The organism is Caballeronia hypogeia (assembly GCF_001544875.2).
GTDB classification, from domain to species: Bacteria; Pseudomonadota; Gammaproteobacteria; order Burkholderiales; family Burkholderiaceae; genus Caballeronia; species Caballeronia hypogeia.
Window position 1 is genome coordinate 15,113 of sequence record NZ_FCOA02000009.1, and the last position, 19,316, is coordinate 34,428.

Consider the following 19,316-nt stretch of genomic DNA (forward strand, 5'->3'; position numbering starts at 1 on the left):
CAATCTTGGACATCCACATCACCCTGCATGGCCGCCGCGACCTGACCGGCCAGATCTACGCGCAATTGCGTGCGGGCATCATCGAAGGGCGGCTCGCCGCGAACGCGCGCCTGCCGTCCACCCGCGATCTCGCCGCGCAACTCGGCGTCTCCCGCAAGACCACGCTCGAAGTGTTCGAGCGCCTTATCTCCGAAGGCTTTCTGCGCACGCGCGCGGGCGACGGCACGTTCGTCGCCGATGGGCTCGCGCGCCTGCCAGCCGCGCGCCCCGAGCCGGTCTCCGCGCGCGCCCGCGCGACCGGCATCTGGCGCAAGCTGCCCGAGCGCATGGCCATGCCGATGCCGCCCGCGCACGAAACGCTCGACTGCGACTTTAAGGGCGGCGTCACCGACAAGACGCTCTTTCCCTACGACGCCTGGCGCCGCTGCCTGAATCACGCGCTGCGCACGCAGGCGCGAGCGGGCGGCGGCATGGCGAGCTATCGCGATCCGGGCGGCGAGCAGGAATTGCGGCTCGGCATCGCGCGCTATCTCGCGTTCAGCCGCGCCGTGACGTGCAACTGGCAGGACGTGCTCGTGACGCAGGGCGCGCAGCAGGCGCTCGACCTGCTCGCGCGCGTCGTGATCCAGCCGGGCGATGTCGTCGCCGTCGAGGAGCCGGGTTATCCGCCCGCGCGCGCGCTGTTCGCGGCGCTTGGCGCGCGTATCGCGCATGTGCCGGTGGACGGCGAGGGCATCGTCGTGACGAAGTTGCCGCGCAACACGCGGCTCATCTACGTGACGCCATCGCACCAGTTCCCGCTCGGCATGCCGATGAGCCTCGACCGGCGCGTCGAATTGCTCGAATGGGCGGGCAAGCGCGGCGCGGTGATCGTCGAGGACGACTACGACGGCGAGTTCCGCTTCGAGGGGCGGCCAGTGGAATCGCTGAAGAGTCTGGATCGCGCGGGACTGGTCGCCTATGTCGGCACGTTCTCGAAGACGATGTTTCCCGACTTGCGACTAGGCTATGTCGTGCCGCCCGCGACGCTCTCCGAACCGCTGTGGAACGCGAAGCAGATCTGCGACTGGCATAGCTGCATGCTCACGCAGACGGCGCTCGGCGCGTTCATGCTCGACGGCGAATACGCGAAGCATCTGCGCCGCATGCACAAGGCTTATGCCGAACGGCGCGCGGCGCTGATCGCGCGTCTCGCCGACGATCTCGCGCCGTGGTTCGAAGCGCTGCCCGCGACGGCGGGCATCCATCTGGTCGCGCGTCTCGCCGCGCCGTGGCGCGAGGACGAAGTGGTCGCGGCGGCGCGCGCGATATCGGTCGGTATCTATGGCATCCGCCCGTTCTACGCGGGGGAACCGGCGCAGCAGGGCGTGCTGCTGGGCTACGGCGGCACGGAACTCGCCGCGATCGAGCGCGGCATGACGCGTCTCGCGGCGCTCATGCCGACGCTCGCCCGCTAACCCGCAAAGCTCACTGATCGCACAACAGCAGCAGCTTTTCCTGCGCGGAACAGGCCGCCTTCTTGGGCTTCTGGTCGGTCGCATCCTGATCGCCGCGCACCGCCACCTTGCGGGTCGAATTCTGCTGCGCCTTCTCTGCCGCCGCCGTGCGCTGCGCGATGCACGCGCGCAGGTGCTTTTCCATCGGCGGATAGTATTTCCAGCCGCGCGTGAGCGGCGGCAACTCCAGGTGCACCTGCTTCCACTTCGGATGCCCCTGCGCCTGCAGCGTGTCGAAGTTCGTGCACAGCGAATCGGCGAACTTCGACAGCGCGCCCACCGTGCCGCGCAGGCCGTAATCGTAGGTGACGAGGAACGCCTTCACGGTGAGCGTCGGCGTGTCTTCCTGGATCCAGTTCGGATAGCTCGTCGTGCGGATCGTCGCCGGGAAATAGGTCTGCTTGGCGCGCGCGGTTTCGGGCGCGCTCGTATCGAGGCGCAGCAGCTTGATCTGCTTGAGCAGTTCCGGATTCATGTCCTGAAACAGCTTCGCCGGCTGGCCCGCGACGATCACCGCCACATCGATCTTGCCGACGATCAGCTTCGCGAGGGAATCCTCGTTGTTGAGATGCTGCTCGTTCGCATCGGCGATCGGCTCGCCGAACATCAGCCGATACAGCGTCTCCGCCGATTGCGCCGTGCCGCTGCCGATCGGCCCCACGCTGATGTTCTTGCCCTTGATCTCGTGGATGTACTTCATCGGGGAATCCGAGCGCGTGACGAAGTAAATTTCCTCGTCGTAGAGCGGCATGATGAGCCTGAGCGGCTTGATGATCTTGCCCGCCTCGACGTTGCCCGAGGTCGCCATGTCCATGTACGCCTGGTAGACGTCCGACTGCACCAGCGCGAACTTCACGCCGGGTTCGTAGCGCATGCGCTGCACGTTTTCCGCCGATCCCTTCGACGGCAGCACTTCCAGCTCGATGCCGGCCGGCTCCGCCACGTACTTCGACAGATCCTGGCCGATCTGGATGTACGTGCCGCGCTCCTGGCCCGTCGTGATCTTGTACGGCACCGCATCGGCGGCCTGACTCGAGCCCGCGCCGATCAGTCCGGCGCTGGCTACCAGCGCGAGCGCGCCCCGTGCTGCATTGCGCATGCATTTCGTGATGAACATGATTGACCCTTAATCGGAGTTGGACGGGTGCTGTGAAACTCGCGCTCTGCGTACATGATGCGTACGCAATGCGCGCAATCCGGTCATGCCCGGTCACTCACATGCGGCTCAACGCGGGTCGCGTGACGTGTGTTTGCCGTGCGTCGTTGTCGTTGCTGCTCGGTTGCTTCGTTGTTCTGTGTCTCGTGATTCTTTTAATCGTGTCGGACTGGTTCAGCGCGAGGGCTTGGGCGCCGTTTCGCCGCCGCTCCAGCCGTACTGCTTGATGGCGCGCTCGAGTTCGTCGCTCTTGTCGGCGTCGGGGCGCGCGCTGCCGGACATCGTCGCGAATTGCGGCGATCCGCCGACGCCGTTGGCCTGCGCGCCACGGTTCGACGCGCTCGCCTGCGCCGGCGACTGGCCGACGATCGGCGGCACACGCTGCGCGGTTGCGGTCTGCGCGGCCGTCTGCGCGGCGATCGGCTGCGCGCTCGCCGACACGGGCGGGCTCGGCGCGGGCGCCTGCGCGCCCGTCGTAGCCGAGGGCTGCGGCATGTTCTGACTCGACTGCGGTGGACGCGGCACGGCCGTATGCGGCGCCGGGGCGGGCGCCGGCGGGTCCTCGCCGAGGTAATACGGCGCGTGCGGAGTCGCTGTGCGCGGCGCGCCGCCGCCCTGCGGCTCGTCCTCGCCGAGGTAATACGGCTTGCGCGCCGCCGGAGCGGGCAGCGCAGCGGGGGCGGGAGCCGGGGTCGTCCTGACGATGGACTGCTGCGTCGACGCCTGAGGCGCGGCCGGGGCCACCGACGCAACGGGCGCGGGCGGCGTGATCGTCGTCGGGGTGGTGGGCGCGGTGAGCGGCCCGATCGTAGCGGCGGTGATCGCGCTGGTCGCGGCCTGGCCGCGCGCGAATTTCTCGGCGGGCGAACCGTAGTCGTAGTCCACGTCCGCGTCGTCCGGCTGACGCACGGCGGTGTTGCGCTGCGCCGGGCGTTTCTGCGCGAACACGTTTGGTTTCGCAGCGGGCGGCGCTGCAACGTTTGCCTGCGCCGGCGCGAGCGCTGCGGTGTTCGCGGTCGATGTCGCGGACGGCGTCTTCTGAGCCAGCGCCGCCGAAGCCGTCGGCGCGAGCCAGCCAGCGTGCGAGATCACGCGTTCGAGCATTCCCTGCGATTCGGTGTTGCTGCCGTCGAGCGCGAGCGCTTCGCCCGCGTTCTGCTGCACGCAGGCCCAGGCGGAAGTCCGCTCGCAGGCGCGCGCCAGTTGCAGGGCGGCATCCCGCGCCAGTTCCCGCTTGACGAGCTCGTCCTTCAGCGCTTCGTATTCCGCGCGCGTCTGCTGCTGCGCCGGCTGCGCCTTGAGCCGTGCGCGCGCGGCGTTCAGGTCGTGCCGATCCAGCGCGGTGCGCACGCCTTGCAGCGGATCGCCGGGCGGCAGCGCGTGAGTATCGGGCGCGGCGCGCCGCTCCGCGATCGCCGGCGCGCCGGGTTTGGCCGGGGCGCCGGCGGCGTTGCCAGTGCTGGTCGCGCCGCGCGTAAGCGCATTGAGCTTCGAATCGATCGCGCCCGAAACGCTATGCTCGGTCGACGACGCGACTTCCGGCTCCTCATCGTCCGGATTGCCCTGATGCAGATAGAACGCTGCGCCGGCGGCCAGCACCAGCGCGCAGGCGGTCGCGATGATCGTCTTTTTCCGGTTCCAGCCCTCGGAGCCGGGCAGGGCGGTGGGGTCGTAGCTCGGATCGGTATAGGCGTTGCGGGCGGATTCCTCCAGGCGCCGCGCCCGGTGTTCCGCGGACCTCTGCGCGATTCGCTCGCTCGCGCGTTTCGCGTCCCAGGCGGGCCAGCCGGTGTGCAGACTCGGCTCGGCGCGCCCGGATTCGTTGGCGGCCGCGCCCACCGATGCGGAGGCGGAAGCGGATGCTGTGGAAGTCGCCGTGGCGGACGCCATCGGCGCGTCGTCGATCTGGTCGAACAGGTCTGCTTGCCGCTTCGGTTCCCGCGCCCCGAGCTCGGTGCCAAACGCGGCGCTGCGATCCGCGCCGCAATTGGGGCAGCTGTCGGCGTTCTTGCGCACCGTGCTGCCGCACCGCTGGCAGACGACGGAGAACATGGAGGCAGGAAACGTCAAACGCGTGGTCATGCTTGAGCCCTCGAAGGACAGGTGCGTGAGGTTGCCAGATTCGCGTGGCCGCCATTGCGCGCAGATTCGCCGCGCTTCAACGCGGGGACACCGTCCCTGCGGCAGCAATCCTTCGTATTGTTTCCTCGCGCGAACGACCGCTGGCGGGAAACGACTATCCGACTATGGTTCAATGCCATTCGGACGTCAATTGCCTTTCGCACCTATCCCGGGGTCGCCGGACCCTGAGCGACTACAGCCTTGCATTCTCGTGGTTCCTCATATTCCTGCCGGATCGTGCCGTCCGGATTCTGGCCCTGAAGCCGATGTGAAAGCGCAGGACGGGCTCACGCCGCGCTTCTCTCGCGCACTATCTTTCTGACATTTTCGGCCGCCTGAGGCGGTTTTGAACCGCCAATCCTTAGCCCTTAACCGACAAGGACCCGCGACTGGCCGGTAACCCACTGATGCCAAAGCGAAACGTCGTCGCGACGCGCAACGTGGGCGCCGCGCAACGCCGGCTTGCGTGCGCGGGCGGGGTGTGCGTGGTCGGCGTCGCCGGTTTGAGAGGACGAACCGATCAGGCATCCGAAGCATCGTTCGGAAAGATTGCCTTTCGCGCAGCTTTCCGGCGCCGCGAAAACGACGCGGGCCGTGGCGCTTCGTCAGCGCACACGGCCCGCGTCGGGTCACGCTCCGATACTTACTTCGCCAGTTCCAGCTTGCCGTCGATGCGACGGTTCAGGCCGAGCGGGTTCTCCGTCTTCAGCGCCTCGGGCAGCAGCGCGTCAGGCAGATCCTGATAGCTCACCGGACGCAGGAAGCGGTTGATCGCCAGGCTGCCGACCGAGGTCGAGCGGCCATCCGCCGTCGACGGGAACGGGCCGCCGTGCACCATCGCGTGGCCGACTTCCACGCCCGTGCCGAAGCCGTTCACCAGCAGGCGGCCGGTGCGGCGCTCGAGCGCGGGGAGAATGCGGCGCGCTTCGGCGTAGTCGGCTTCGTCGATATGCAGCGCCGAAGTGAGCTGGCCTTCCAGCGACTCGACCAGCGCGAGCATGGTCGCGAGGTCCGGGCAGCGCACCACCAGCGACGACGCGCCGAAGATTTCTTCCTGCAGATCGTGGCTCTTGCGGAACGCGCCGGCGGTGGTCACGAACAGCGCCGACTGGCCCTGATTCTCGCCCTTGGCCTCGACGCCGCGCGCGGCGGTCGTCACGTCGGCGTGGGCGCCCGCGCGCTCCACGGCGCCGCGGTAGGTCTTGCAGATGCCCGGCGTGAGCATGGTCTGCGCGGCGGTTTCCTGGAGCGCCGCCGATGCCGCTTCGATGAACTTGTCGAGATCCGGACCGTCGACGGCCAGCACCAGACCCGGGTTCGTGCAGAACTGGCCCGCGCCGAGCACGAGCGAGCCGACGAACGCCTTCGCGATGCCTTCCGCGCGGTTCTTGAGCGCGTTCGGGAACAGCAGGACCGGGTTGATGCTGCTCATTTCCGCGTACACAGGGATCGGCTCCGTGCGCGCAGCAGCAATCTTCATCAGCGCCGTGCCGCCGCCGCGCGAGCCAGTGAAGCCCGCCGCCTTGATGCGGTTATCCGCCACCAGACCCTGGCCGACGTCGCGGCCGCTGTCGAACAGCAGCGAGAACGTGCCTTCGGGCATGCCGCAGTCCTTCACGGCCTTCTGCACCGCGCGGCCGACGAGTTCCGCCGTGCCCGGATGCGCCGAGTGCGCCTTGACGATGACCGGGCAGCCGGCCGCCAGCGCGGACGCCGTGTCGCCGCCCGCGACCGAGAATGCGAGCGGGAAGTTGCTCGCGCCGAACACCGCGACCGGGCCGACGCCGATATGACGCAGACGCAGATCGACGCGCGGCAGCGGCTTGCGTTCCGGCTGGGCCGGGTCGATGCGCACGCCGAGGAAGTCGCCGTTGCGGACCACGTCCGCGAACATGCGCAACTGGCCGACCGTGCGGCCGCGCTCGCCTTCGAGACGCGGGCGCGGCAGGCCGCTTTCGCTCATGCAGCGCTCGATCAGGTCGTCGCCGATATCGAGGATGTTCTGCGCGATGGTTTCGAGGAACTTCGCGCGCGCCTCGGGCGAGGTTTCGCGATAGACGTCGAACGCGGCCCATGCGAGCGCGCACGCGCGGTCGAGGTCGGCGAGCGTCGCGCCGCCGAAAGCCGGTTCGATGGCCGCGCCGGTCGAGGCGTTGACGGCCTTGATCGTGCCGTTCGAGCCGAAGAGCGATGCTTGACCGATGAGCAGGTTGCCAGTGAGTTGCATGATGTCTCGTCCTTGCTGGAAATGTTTCGCGGCGGCCGGTCGTGCGAGTTGTACGATGACTGCCACCTTGCCCGACTATACGGCCTCGCGCGGGCGGCTGTATAGTGAAACCTTTCCATCGCTTGATCGCTTTTTGGAATCACCCCGGCCTTATGAAGAACACGCTGGACGTGCTCATGTCGCGGCTGCGCATGAAGCAGTTGCAATTGCTGATCGCGCTCGACGATCATAAATCCCTGCACAAGGCGTCGAGCGCCATGGCCATGACGCAATCCGCCGCCAGCAAGGCGCTCGCCGAGCTCGAATCCATGCTGGAAGCGCCGCTGTTCGAGCGCGCGAAGACCGGGCTGATCCCGAATCCGTTCGGCCGCTGCGTGGTGCGCTACGCGCGCGTGCTCGCGGCCGATCTCAACGCGCTATGCCAGGAAGTCGCGCAGATTCGCGCGGGCACCGGCGGGCGGCTGACGGTCGGCACGATCATGGGCGCGGTGCCGGGCGTGGTCGCGCCGATCGTCAACGAGATGCACGCGAAGCATCCGGATCTCGCAATAGAGATCGTCGAGGATACGAGCGCGCGCATGCTGCCGATGCTGGACGACGGCCGCGTCGATCTCGTCATCGGCCGGGCGAGCGTGTCGGATCAGCCGTCGAAATATCACTATCAGCCGCTCGCGGACGAGCCGCTGTGCATTGTCGTAGGACATGGGCACGAGCGCACCGGCGCGCGCGAGGTCGGCTTCGCGGATCTGGCGCATTACCGCTGGGTGACTTACCCGAGCTATATGCCGATGAGCGCGCTGCTCGAACGCGAACTCGATCTGGCCGGCCTGCCGATGCCCGCCAATCCCATTTCCACCGCGTCGCCGCTGATGACGGTGACGCTGCTGCAGGAGAGCGCGGAACTCGTGTCGATTCTGCCGGCGAGCGTCGCGAAGGTGTTCGAGGGTCACGGCATGCTGCGGATCCTGCCGGTGCGCATGAAGTCGAAGTCGCAGACTTACGGCATCGTTACGCGCCGCGGCGGCGCGCTTTCTCAGGCCGCGCGGCAGTTCGTGCAGATGTTGCGCGAACAGAGCCGGCCGCACTGACGCGGCGGGTTTCAGCGCGTCGCGACGATGAACAGGCGCGGAAAGGGCAGCAGCACGACGCCGTCGTCATGCACCGTGTACGCGGTTTTCAGGCCGTCACGGTAGCGGTCGAGAAACGCCGCGCTTTCCTGCGCATCGAGTTTCGCGAGGAACGGCCGGAGCGCCGTGCCCTTGAACCATTCGATGATCGCATCGACGCCACCCTGCAGCGGGTGATGATAAGTCGTGCGCCAGACATCGACGCGCGCGCAGAGCGGCTTCAAAAGCGCGTAATACCGTTCGGCCCGAAAACGCTCTGTGCGCTCGACGCCTTTCAGCTTGTCGCGCCACGGACCGTCGGCTGCGGCGTCGCGCATCAGCCGGTGCGCGGGTTCGTCGAGGTTGTCGGGCATCTGCACGGCGAGCTGGCCGCCTTGCGCGAGCTTCGCGACGAGCGCGGGAAAAAGCGTCTCGTGGTCGGGCAGCCACTGCAGCGCCGCGTTGGCGAGAATCAGGTCGAAAGGACCTTGCGCCTGCCACGCGGAAATGTCGGCCAGTTCGAACGCGACCTGCGGCAGACGCTTCTTCGCCGCGTCGATCATGTCGCTCGAATTGTCGATGCCGATCACGCGGGCCTCCGGCGTGTAGGCGATGAGCGTTTCCGTCGAATTTCCGGGGCCGCAACCGAGATCCACCGCGCTGCGCGCGCTCGCGACTTGCGTCGCGTTCAGCAGATCGCGAACCGGACGCGTGCGCTCCGCTTCGAACAGCGAGTACTGGCGAGCTTGCCATTCGGCCGATGATGTCGTCATGTCTAATTTCCGTCGATGCTTGGTGGTGGGGCAAAGGCGATTCTGGACTGGCGGCGACGCGGCGTAAAATGAATTTATGCTGCTGATTATTTGGTTTTTCTTATGAAAATCGACACGCTGGGCGTGCAGGCTTTCGTCGCCATCGCCGATCAGGGTAGCTTCAAAGGCGCCGCCGAGCGCCTCAACATCACGCAGACGGCGATCACCCAACGCCTGCAGAAACTCGAGGAGTTTCTCGGCGTGCCGCTGATCGAGCGCACCACGCGATCGATGAATCTCACCGAAACGGGACGCACTTTCCTGCCGCAGGCGAGGCGCCTGCTCGCGGAACTGTCGGCGGCGCTGGTCGAAATTCGCGAAACCGGCATGGCGCAACGCGGCGATGTGTCGATCGCCTGTGTGCCGACCGTTGGCGTGCAGTATCTGCCGCGCGTGTTGCAGGCGTATTCGGCGCGCCATCCGCACAACCGCATCCGGATTCTGGATCACGCGTCGTCGGCGGTCGCGCAGGCGGTGCTGCATCGGGAAGTGGAGTTCGGCATCAAGATCGCGGGCGAGCATCATCCGGATTTGCATACCGTGCCGCTGGTCGAAGATCGCTATGTGCTGGTATGCCAGCGCAATCACGCGCTGGCGCGGCGCAGGCGCATCGCCTGGCGAGCGCTCGCCGACCATCCGCTGATTCTCGCCGGCGACGTGAGCGGCAACCGCGCGCTTATCGACGCCGCGCTGGAGGGCAGCGGCATCGAACTGCATTCGTTCTATGAAGTGCAGCGCAGTTCCACAGCGCTCGGGCTCGTGGCTCAGGGCGTGGGCGCCGCCGTGGTGCCGGGACTCGCGATCCAGAAAGACGCGTATCCCACCGTGCGGGCGATCGAACTGGTCGAGCCCGCCATCACGCGCGCGCTCGTGCTGGTGACGCGCAGGACCGCGTCGCTGTCGCCGGCCGCGCAGGCGCTCTACGACATGCTGCTCGCGCAGGCCGCCGATGACCGGAGCGCCAGGCCACGCGCGCGATGATCCGCGCGATCTGTAGGGAATGCTGAATCCAACGCGCGCGCCTCGCTGCAAGGTCCAGCGGAACACTCGAATTTGCCCCTTGGCGCGCGAGCATCGTCCTATACTGGCGGGGCATCGGCGGGCGGCTCCGGCGCGACATCGCGGCATTGCTTCCGACTGCATATCACCATGCGCGCCGTCTTGCGGCGCTTCAGGCATTCGGGGAATCGCAGATGAGCGATACGTCGGTCGGCGGCTTGGATGATGTTGGCGGTTCGGGCGGTTCGGGCGGTCCGGGTGGTCTCGTAGCCGCTCTGCGCGCGCAGCAGTCCGCGCTGACCGAGCGATGGATGAAGCTCGTGTTCGGCGATCAGGAAGTCGAGCATTCCGACCAGCTCACCTACCGTCAGCTCGCCGACCATCTCCCGAGCATCTTCGATGAAATCTGCATCGTGCTTGAATCGCACAATCTGCGCGATCAGGAAGGCGCGATCGAGCGCAACGCGCGCCAGCATGGTCAATGGCGCTGGCAGCAGGGATATCGCGTCGATGAGCTGGTGCGCGAGCTCGATCTGTTCCGCCAGGTGCTGCTGCTCGCGATCGGCGAATACGCGTCAGCGCACGCGGACTTCTCCCGCGCCGACGAAGAGCACGCGCGCCTGATGACCGATGAAGTCGTGAGCTTCGTCACGCTCGCGTCGATCCGCGAGGCGGTCGGCGAGCGCGATCGCAAGATCGACGAATACACCGGCATGCTCGAGCGCGCGAACTACGAGCTCACGCTCAGGCAGAAGCTCATCAGCGATCTGTACGAGACGCGCATGCAGGTCACGCGGCGCGTTGCGCACGACCTGCGCAACTTCCTCAACGTGTTCTCGACGGCGCTGCAACTCGCCGCGCGCTCTCCCGCGAAGCGCGAAACCGCGCTCGGGCTCGCGAACCGTCAGGTCGCGGACATGGCGACGCTCGTCGATGAAATGGTCGAATACTCGAAGGTGCTCAGCGACGATTCGGTGCTGACCGTCGAGCCGTTCGATCTCGTCGGCCTGTTCGACGAACTGATGCAGGCGTGCCGCGTGGCGACCGAGGCGAAGGGCCTCAGGCTGATCGGCCAGCTCGATCCGGCGCTCGGCACGGTGAGCTCGAACCGGCTGAAGGTGAAGCAGGTCGCGCTGAATCTGCTGTCGAATGCGATCAAGTACACGGCCTCGGGCGAGATCGTGCTGTCGATCAACGCCGTGAGCGGTGCGCGCTGGCGCCTGCGCGTGACCGACACTGGAGTGGGCATCGGCGAGGACGATCAGGAGCGCGTGTTCGAGGAATTCGAGCGCGCCGCCGGAGACGACATTCCCGGCGCGGGACTCGGGCTTGCCATCGTCAAGGAACTGTCGCGCACGCTCGAAGGGGAATTGCGCTTCCAGTCGTCGAAGGGGCACGGCAGCGTTTTCGAAGTGACGTTTCCGATCACGCTGGAACCGAAGGCGCCGACCGGCGCGCCATGAAAAAAGGCGAACAGGTTGCCCCGTTCGCCTTCCGGTCACTTCGACGCCTGATCGATGCTCAGGCCGCCGCTTCTTCTTCGACCACTGCTTCGTCTTCCACCGAGGCGCGGATCAGATGATCGAACGCGGACAGCGATGCCTTCGCGCCTTCGCCGACCGCGATCACGATCTGCTTGTACGGCACCGTGGTCACGTCGCCGGCGGCGAACACGCCCGGAACGGAAGTCGCGCCTCTCGCATCGACGACGATCTCGCCGTGCTTCGACAACTCGACCGTGCCCTTCAGCCATTCGGTGTTCGGCACGAGACCGATCTGCACGAACACGCCTTCCAGTTCGACGTGATGCGACGCGCCCGTCGCGCGATCCGTGTAGGTGATGCCGTTGAGCTTCTTGCCGTCGCCGGTGATTTCCGTGGTTTGCGCGTTCGTGATGATGGTCACGTTCGCCATGCTGCGCAGCTTCTTCTGCAGCACCGCGTCGGCGCGCAACTCGGTGCCGAACTCGATCAGCGTCACCGCCGAGACGATGCCCGCGAGATCGATCGCCGCTTCCACGCCCGAATTGCCGCCGCCGACCACCGCGACGCGCTTGCCCTTGAACAGCGGGCCGTCGCAGTGCGGGCAGTACGCCACGCCGCGATTGCGATACTCGCGCTCGCCGGGCACGTTGATCTCGCGCCAGCGCGCGCCGGTCGAGAGAACGACCGTCTTCGCCTTCAGGACCGCGCCGCTCGCGAGATGAATCTCGTTGATGCGGCCCGGCACGACCTTCTCGGCGCGCTGCACGTCCATGATGTCGACTTCATAGTCGTTCACGTGCTGCTCCAGCGCGACCGCGAACTTCGGCCCTTCGGTTTCGCGCACGGAAACGAAGTTTTCGATCGACATGGTGTCGAGCACCTGGCCGCCGAAACGCTCCGCGACGACGCCCGTCGCGATGCCCTTGCGCGCCGAGTAGATCGCCGCCGCCGCGCCCGCCGGGCCGCCGCCGACGATCAGCACGTCGAACACCGGCTTGTTTTCCAGCTCTTTCGCCGCGCGCGCCGATGCGCCCGTGTCCAGCTTCGCGAGAATTTCCTTCACGCCCATGCGGCCCGAACCGAAGCTTTCGCCGTTGACGAACATCATCGGCACGGACATGACCTGGCGTTCCTCGACTTCCTGCTGGAACAGCGCGCCGTCGATAGCGACGTGCTTGATACGCGGGTTGATGATCGCCATCACGTTCAGCGCCTGCACCACTTCCGGGCAGTTCTGGCACGACAGCGAGAAATACGTTTCGAAGGCGAAGTCGCCGTCGAGATTCCTGATCTGCTCGATGGTGGCGTCATCGAGCTTGATCGGATGACCGCCCGCCTGCAGGAGCGCCAGCACGAGCGAGGTGAATTCGTGGCCCATCGGAATGCCGGCGAAGCGGATGCCCGCATCCTTGCCCGGCTCGCCGATGGTGAAGGACGGACGACGCACGCCGGCGTCCTCTTTCTCGACGACGCTGATCCGCGCGGACAGCGAAGCGATTTCGTCGAGCAGGCTTTTCAGCTCGCGCGACTTGTCGCCATCGTCGAGGAAGGCGACGAGTTCGATCGGCCGGGTGACTTTTTCCAGATACGCTTTCAACTGATTCTTGAGATTGGCGTCGAGCATGGCGATGTCCGTTCCTTGACTGAGGTGTTGCAGACGCGATTCGACGCGGCGCTGCGAAATTCGCGGCGCCGGACGAACGCTTTCTTCTTGGGGTGAACCTGCCGCTGACTCGCGGCAGATTCCTTACGACTCGTAGAGGGTACGAGCTTAGATCTTGCCGATCAGGTCGAGCGACGGGGTCAGCGTTTCAGCGCCCGGCGTCCACTTGGCGGGGCACACTTGACCCGGGTTCTTCGCGATGTACTGAGCAGCCTGAACCTTGCGCAGCAGTTCGCCGGCGTCACGGCCGATACCGTTGTCGTGCACTTCGCACAGCTTGATCTCGCCTTCCGGGTTGATCACGAACGTGCCACGCAGCGCCAGGCCTTCTTCCTCGATCAGCACGTCGAAAGCGCGCGAGATGGCGAGCGTCGGGTCGGCGAGCATCGGGTACTTGATCTTCTGGATCGTGTCCGACGTGTCGTGCCAGGCCTTGTGCGTGAAGTGCGTGTCGGTCGAGACCGAGTAGATTTCCACGCCGAGCTTCTTGAACTCTTCGTAGCGGTCAGCCAGGTCGCCCAGTTCGGTCGGGCACACGAACGTGAAGTCGGCCGGGTAGAACACGAACACCGACCACTTGCCCTTCAGGCTTTCTTCGGTGACGGTCACGAATTCGCCATTGTGATAGGCGGTTGCTTTGAACGGCTTGACTTGGCTGTTGATGATCGGCATTACCAGTTTCCTTTTGGAGTGGTGTTGAAGAAGTGAGTGAACTATACAGGAAAGCTATCGTTGCTGCGAAGTGGATTGATTTTATTGTCGAGATAGGCCGAGACTATCAGGCCGATATTTCTCGTTTTCCCGCGCTTTTCCAGTTTGAGGCATTGCGCTTGCGGACGAGTTCCGTCCACCTTTAACTTCAGATGGCGGCTTACATCTCCATTTCAACAGGAGGCATCATGAAAATCGGAATTATCGGAGCCGGGAATATCGGTTCCGTGCTGGCTTTGCGTTTCGGCGAGAACGGGCACGACGTGCGCATCGCCAATTCGCGCGGGCCGGCGTCGCTCGCGGATATCGAGCGGACGACCGGCGCGAAGGCCGTCGAGGCCCGCGACGCGGTGCAGGGCGCGGATGTCGTCGTCGTGACGATTCCCGAGTCGAAGGTGCCGGATCTGCCGAAGGATCTGTTCGCGGGCGTGCCGGCCAGCGTCGTCGTGGTCGATACCGGCAACTACTATCCGCAGCAGCGCGACGGGCGCATCGACGGCATCGAGAAAGGCATGCCGGAGAGCCGTTGGGTCGAAAATCAGCTTGGCCGGCCGGTCGTAAAGGCGTTCAACAATATTTATGCGGCGCATCTGAAGGACAAAGGGAAGCCGGCAGGCGCCAGAGGGCGCGTCGCGCTGCCGGTCGCGGGCGACGACGCGAAGGCGAAAGCGATCGTAATGAAGCTCGTCGATGAAATCGGCTTCGATGCGGTGGATGCCGGCGAAATCGACGATTCCTGGCGGCAGCAGCCCGCCACGCCCGTCTACACCGGCGATTTCGACGCGGCCGGCGTGCGCGCGGCGCTGCACGAGGCTGATCCGCTGCGCAAACCCGAGTGGCGCGCAACGGACCGAAGCCCCGGCACGTTCGAGAACCCGGCTTGATTGGAGACCGCGAACGCAAAGAGCGGAACGCCCGTACGGGAAAGCGCGGGAAGCGGCGCGCGCCGTGCGACAATCTGCAAACTTTCCCGATGGGCTTTAACATGACGAACCGGGCTGGCGTGACTGAAACACGCTCTGGTCCGGCGTCGTGGACTCGCTGATTGACTATGAAAACCGCTTCTCCCCCGCAGGACGTGCAGGACCCGCAACAGCGCTTCGGCGTCTGCGACGAGTGCGCGGACGTCGAACTCGTGGCGACCGCCACCATTCCGACCCGCTACGGCACGTTCGACTCATATGTGTATCGCGTGAAGCACACGGAAGTCGAGCATATCGCCTTCGTCATGGGCGACGTGAGCAACGGCGAATCGGTGCTGACGCGCCTGCATTCGGAATGCGTGACGGGCGACGTCTTCGGCTCCTACCGCTGCGACTGCGGCGAGCAGCTCGATCTGGCGCTGCGCTATATCGCCGCGGAGAGCCGCGGCATTCTCTTGTACCTGCGCGGTCATGAAGGGCGTGGCATCGGGCTGGCGAACAAGATCCGCGCATACGCGCTGCAGGAGCAGGGGCTCGACACCGTCGATGCGAACCTGCATCTCGGCCTGCCCGACGACGCCCGCGAATATGACTCCGCCGCCGCAATCCTCCGTTCGATGAACGTGAAATCGGTGCGCCTGATGAGCAACAATCCGTCGAAGTTCGACACGCTGCTCAAGCACGACATTCCCGTGTGCGAGCGGGTCGCGCTGGCCATTCCGATGCGCGAGGAAAACGAGCGCTACATCAAGACGAAGCAGGCGCGCTTCGGGCATTACTTCGACGAGAACGAGTAACGCTCCTTACGGTTTCACTGCGCGTCGTGGAAGATCACCCCGAGCATGTGCCGCCGCCCCGATCGGAGGCGGCTCACGCCATGTCTCATGTTCACCCGATACGGCCCACGGGTGCCCTGCACCGGCCGATGATGCACCGCGAAGAACACCACATCGCCCTGTGCGAGCGGCACGACTTCCGCGCGCGACTGCATGCGCGGACGCTGCTCCGTCATCACGAACTCGCCGCCGGAAAAATCGCGGCCGGGCGCGGAAAGCAGTATCGCCATCTGGATTGGAAAGACGTGCTCGCCGTAGAGATCCTGATGCAGGCAGTTGAAGTCGCCGGGCGCATAGCGCAGTAGCAGCGGCGTCGGCCGCGTCTGCCCCGCGCGATGACAGCGCTCGACGAACGCCGCATGCTCGCGCGGATAGCGCGTCTCGATGCCCATCACGTTGTTCCACCGGTTGGCGATCGGCGCGAGATGCGCATAGGCGGCGCGCCGCACGTCACCTATGGCGTCGGGCAGCGGATAGGCGAAATACTTGTATTCCCCGCGCCCGAAGCCATGGCGCTCCATCACCACGCGGCTGCGGAAAATGCCTTCGCGGTCGTACAGCGCGGCGAGCGCCTCGCATTCTTCGCGTGAGAGCAGCCCCGTCGCGGTGGCGCAGCCATAACTGTCGAGCTGCGCTCCGAGATCGGCCCAGTCGAGCGCGTCGATGCGTTCTCCCGGATTCGTGGTGGTCGCGCGTTCCAGCACCTTCATGTCGTTTCTCCGGATGTGCGTGAGTTTGCCTCGCAGTGTGCACCGCGCGCGCCACGCGCGCACTCCGGGTCTTGCTGCGCAATTCGTCGACTTGCGCGCGGGATGCGTCAGTGCTCCATCGTTGCCATCGCGGCCTCGGCGATGCGCGCCTGCAGCGCGGTCTTCCGCGCGGCGATCTTCGGAGCCAGCGCGAGGAGATCGATCTGCGTCCTGCGCACCTCCGGAAACAGCGTCGATTCTTCCTCCTCGATGTGATGCGTCGTGTTTTCCTTGAGCACCTTGAAGGTCGCGTCGAAGCCGTCCTCGCCGGCGCGCAGCTTCGCGAATCGCTCGATCAGCGTCTGGACGAGGAAATGCTCGACATAGGCCTCGTCCACGTCAATTCGCTCGTGCGCGCCGAGCGCCTGTTGCGCGGCCGGATACAGCATTTCTTCCTCGACGATCGAGTGGATCGTCAGCAACTCGCAGGCGCGCTGCGCGAGCGTATTCCTGCGTTCGAAATCCTTCGCATCCGCGCGTTCGAACGCATCGAACAATTGTTCGATGGCGCGGTGATCGGCTTCGAGCATGTCGAGCGCGTCCGGACGTCGCGGGGGTTGGGCGATAGACATGTGGATTCTCCAGATAGGGCTCTAGCGGCCCGGTAAGAACATCTGTGTGTTCCTGAGGTGCCGAAGAGAAGCAAAGCGAATGCCCGCGATTGGATCAGTTAACGGCCTCGGCCTGCGCGTCTAAATAGTCGATTCCTTCGAAAAGCCGAGATCGCGTTGCCGCAGCACTTTCACCTGCCACCAGGCGGGCAGCAGACGCCGAACTTCGGCGCGCGCGAAACGGTCGTCGATCAGATAGAGGACGCCGCGATCGAGCGGTCCGCGAATCACGCGTCCGGCCGCCTGCACGACTTTCTGCAGACCGGGAAAAAGGTACGTGTACGCGTAGCCTTCGCCGAAGGCCTCGTGCATGCGCGCTTTCATTTGCTGGTTGACGGGGTTCAGTTGCGGCAGGCCGAGCGTCGCGACGAACGCGCCGATGAGCCGCGTGCCCGGCAGATCGATCGCCTCGCCGAACGCGCCGCCCAGCACCGCGAAGCCGATGCCGCGTCCGTCCGGCGCGAAGCGTTCGAGGAATTCGCGCTGCGCCGCTTCGCTCATCGCGCGCGATTGCTGCCAGCACGGAATCGACGGATGACGCGCCGCGAGCGCCTGCGCCACCTGCCCGAGATACTCGAAGCTGCTGAAGAAGCTCAGGTAGTTGCCCTCGCTTCGGAAGAACTGTGCGGCGATCAGGTCGGCGATGCGCTCGACGGAGCGTTCGCGGTCGCGATAGCGCGTCGAGACATCGGCGATGGCGCGCACGTCGAGCTGATCGGCGGTGAAGGGCGATTCGACCTCGATGCGCACCGCCGACGGCGGCAGGCCGAGCGTGTCCGCATAGAAGTGCGCGGGCGTGAGCGTCGCCGAAAACAGCGCGACGCTGTGCGCGCGCGCTAAACGCGGCGCGAGATGCGGCGCGGGAATCACGTTGCGCAGGCACAGCACGGCATTGCGCTTCTTCGCGATCGAAGGCTCGCCCGCGAGCGTGATATCGAAGATCGAATGCGCGCCGAAACGCTCCGCGATGCGCGTGAAATGCACGGCATCGAAATAAAAGCGCAGGGTGTCGGGCGTGAAGGCGTCGGGTTGTTCGCCAAGCGTTTCCGTCATCAGCGAGACGGCCTGGCCGAGCGCGTTCAGAAAGGGCTCGGGCGCCTCCGCGTGCGCCGCGTATTCGGTGCCGGCCGCGTGCTGCTCGCGCGTGGTCTCACTCCAGCTTCGCGCGACGCGGCCGAGCGCTTTCTTGAGCAACGGCGGCGCGCCGCGACGCATCGAGTTGAAGGCGCTTTGATCGAGCGTCGCGGAATACATGCCGCGTGCGCGTTCGACGAGGTTGTGCGCTTCGTCGACGAGCACCGCCACGCGCCAGCGGTTCGCCTCCGCGAGCGCGAACAGCATCGCGCTGGTGTCGAAGTAATAGTTGTAGTCGCCGACGATCACGTCGCCCCAGCGCGACAATTCCTGGCTCAGATAGTACGGACAGACTTCATGAAGACGCGCGACTTCCGCCACCGACGCGCGATCGAGTTGCGCGCACTGGAGCGCGTCGGCCCGCGCGGCGGCGAGGCGATCGTAGAAGCCGCGCGCGAGCGGGCACGATTCGCCGTGACACGCGCGATCCGGATACACACAAGCCTTGTCCCGCGCGACGAGTTCGACGACGCGCAAGGGTCTGGCGGCGAGCGTCGTCAGCGCGTCGAGCGCGAGCTGGCGGCCCGCGCTTTTCGCGGTCAGAAAGAAGATCTTGTCGATGCGCTGGCCGGGCCACGCCTTCAGGAGCGGAAACAGCGTGCCGACCGTCTTGCCTATGCCGGTCGGCGCTTGCGCGGCGAGACATCGGCCGGAAACCGCCGCGCGATACACCGCTTCGGCGAGCGCGCGCTGGCCGGGGCGGAAATCCGCGTGTGGAAAGACGAGCGTCTTCAGGGCTTCGTCGCGCGCCGCGCCGTGTTCGAGTTCCTGCCGCGCCCACGCGATGAAGCGCTCGCACTGCGCCTCGAAATGCGCGGCGAGCGCGGCCGCCGTCTGCGTTTCGACGAGCACGGTCTCGCCCTGATCGGCGATATCGAAATACACGAGCGCGATCTCGATGGCGTCCAGCCCGAGCTTGCGGCACATCAGATGCGCATACACGCGCGCCTGCGCCCAATGCAGATGCCGATGGTTCTGCGGCATCTTTTCGAGCTTGCCGCGATGCGTCTTGATCTCTTCGAGGCGGTTGAGCGCGGGATCGTAGCCGTCGGCGCGGCCGCGCACGCATAACGGGCCGTACGTTTCCGAAAGCGAGATTTCCTTCTGGTATCCGGCAGGGCGCCGGTTCGTCACGGTGACGTGGCCCGCGACGCCTTCCTGCGCGCTCGGCGTCGGCGTGAAGCGTAGATCGAGATCGCCCTGTTTCGCGGTGAACTCGCACAGCGCGCGCACGGCGACGGTGTAGGCGGGCTCGGATACTGTATGCATGTACAGCAGTCTAGCATGC

General features: G+C 65.9%; 15 protein-coding genes. 6 read left to right on the forward strand and 9 right to left on the reverse strand.

The window, feature by feature from the left end; all coding sequences use genetic code 11:
* Positions 1–5 precede the first annotated feature (5 nt).
* Positions 6–1,457 (forward strand): MocR-like pyridoxine biosynthesis transcription factor PdxR, encoded by a 1,452-nt coding sequence (gene pdxR / locus AWB79_RS15405; protein ID WP_061168291.1) that lies wholly within the window; start codon positions 6–8, stop codon positions 1,455–1,457.
* A gap of 10 nt (positions 1,458–1,467) precedes the next feature.
* Here the strand turns inward: pdxR and AWB79_RS15410 are convergent, their stop codons facing one another.
* From AWB79_RS15410 to AWB79_RS15420, 3 genes are all read right to left on the reverse strand, one after another.
* The gene (locus AWB79_RS15410) at positions 1,468–2,613 is read right to left on the reverse strand and encodes a TAXI family TRAP transporter solute-binding subunit (RefSeq protein ID WP_082862374.1); all 1,146 of its coding nucleotides are present in this window, start codon (positions 2,611–2,613) and stop codon (positions 1,468–1,470) included.
* Between the two features lie 213 nt (positions 2,614–2,826).
* Positions 2,827–4,734 (reverse strand): zinc ribbon domain-containing protein, encoded by a 1,908-nt coding sequence (locus AWB79_RS39105; protein WP_061168292.1) that lies wholly within the window; start codon positions 4,732–4,734, stop codon positions 2,827–2,829.
* Positions 4,735–5,416: 682 nt separating this feature from the next.
* Positions 5,417–7,000, reverse strand: coding sequence for an aldehyde dehydrogenase (NADP(+)) (locus AWB79_RS15420; RefSeq protein ID WP_061168293.1), 1,584 nt, complete (start codon positions 6,998–7,000; stop codon positions 5,417–5,419).
* A 152-nt stretch (positions 7,001–7,152) separates the two neighbouring features.
* On the opposite strand from AWB79_RS15420, the gene AWB79_RS15425 reads away from it, so the two are divergent.
* Positions 7,153–8,088 carry a LysR family transcriptional regulator gene (locus AWB79_RS15425; protein WP_061168294.1) on the forward strand — a complete coding sequence of 312 codons (936 nt, stop codon included), beginning with the start codon at positions 7,153–7,155 and terminating at the stop codon, positions 8,086–8,088.
* An 11-nt stretch (positions 8,089–8,099) separates the two neighbouring features.
* Here AWB79_RS15425 and tam read toward each other — a convergent pair whose 3' ends face one another.
* Positions 8,100–8,879, reverse strand: a complete 780-nt coding sequence (gene tam, locus AWB79_RS15430) for a trans-aconitate 2-methyltransferase (RefSeq protein WP_061168295.1) — start codon at positions 8,877–8,879, stop codon at positions 8,100–8,102.
* A 102-nt stretch (positions 8,880–8,981) separates the two neighbouring features.
* On the opposite strand from tam, the gene AWB79_RS15435 reads away from it, so the two are divergent.
* Complete coding sequence (locus tag AWB79_RS15435; protein ID WP_061168296.1) at positions 8,982–9,899, forward strand: LysR family transcriptional regulator; 918 nt, start codon at positions 8,982–8,984, stop codon at positions 9,897–9,899.
* A gap of 212 nt (positions 9,900–10,111) precedes the next feature.
* Entirely contained in the window at positions 10,112–11,380 is a 1,269-nt protein-coding gene (locus tag AWB79_RS15440) for a sensor histidine kinase (protein ID WP_061168462.1), read from the forward strand.
* 58 nt (positions 11,381–11,438) lie between these two features.
* Here the strand turns inward: AWB79_RS15440 and ahpF are convergent, their stop codons facing one another.
* Together ahpF and ahpC are read right to left on the reverse strand one after the other, a co-directional pair.
* Complete coding sequence (ahpF, locus tag AWB79_RS15445) at positions 11,439–13,025, reverse strand: alkyl hydroperoxide reductase subunit F (protein WP_061168297.1); 1,587 nt, start codon at positions 13,023–13,025, stop codon at positions 11,439–11,441.
* Positions 13,026–13,172: 147 nt separating this feature from the next.
* A complete protein-coding gene (ahpC, locus tag AWB79_RS15450) occupies positions 13,173–13,736 on the reverse strand; it encodes an alkyl hydroperoxide reductase subunit C (RefSeq protein ID WP_061168298.1) in 564 nt (187 codons plus the stop codon).
* 227 nt (positions 13,737–13,963) lie between these two features.
* On the opposite strand from ahpC, the gene AWB79_RS15455 reads away from it, so the two are divergent.
* Both AWB79_RS15455 and ribA read left to right on the forward strand, forming a co-directional pair.
* Positions 13,964–14,659, forward strand: coding sequence for an NADPH-dependent F420 reductase (locus tag AWB79_RS15455; protein WP_082862376.1), 696 nt, complete (start codon positions 13,964–13,966; stop codon positions 14,657–14,659).
* A gap of 167 nt (positions 14,660–14,826) precedes the next feature.
* Positions 14,827–15,495, forward strand: a complete 669-nt coding sequence (ribA, locus tag AWB79_RS15460) for a GTP cyclohydrolase II (RefSeq protein WP_061168299.1) — start codon at positions 14,827–14,829, stop codon at positions 15,493–15,495.
* 14 nt (positions 15,496–15,509) lie between these two features.
* Here the strand turns inward: ribA and AWB79_RS15465 are convergent, their stop codons facing one another.
* The 3 genes from AWB79_RS15465 to AWB79_RS15475 form a co-directional block, all read right to left on the reverse strand.
* A complete protein-coding gene (locus AWB79_RS15465; protein ID WP_061168300.1) occupies positions 15,510–16,244 on the reverse strand; it encodes a 2OG-Fe(II) oxygenase in 735 nt (244 codons plus the stop codon).
* A 107-nt stretch (positions 16,245–16,351) separates the two neighbouring features.
* Positions 16,352–16,855, reverse strand: coding sequence for a hemerythrin domain-containing protein (locus AWB79_RS15470; protein ID WP_061168301.1), 504 nt, complete (start codon positions 16,853–16,855; stop codon positions 16,352–16,354).
* Positions 16,856–16,975: 120 nt separating this feature from the next.
* A complete protein-coding gene (locus tag AWB79_RS15475; RefSeq protein ID WP_061168302.1) occupies positions 16,976–19,297 on the reverse strand; it encodes an ATP-dependent DNA helicase in 2,322 nt (773 codons plus the stop codon).
* Between the last annotated feature and the right edge of the window lie 19 nt (positions 19,298–19,316).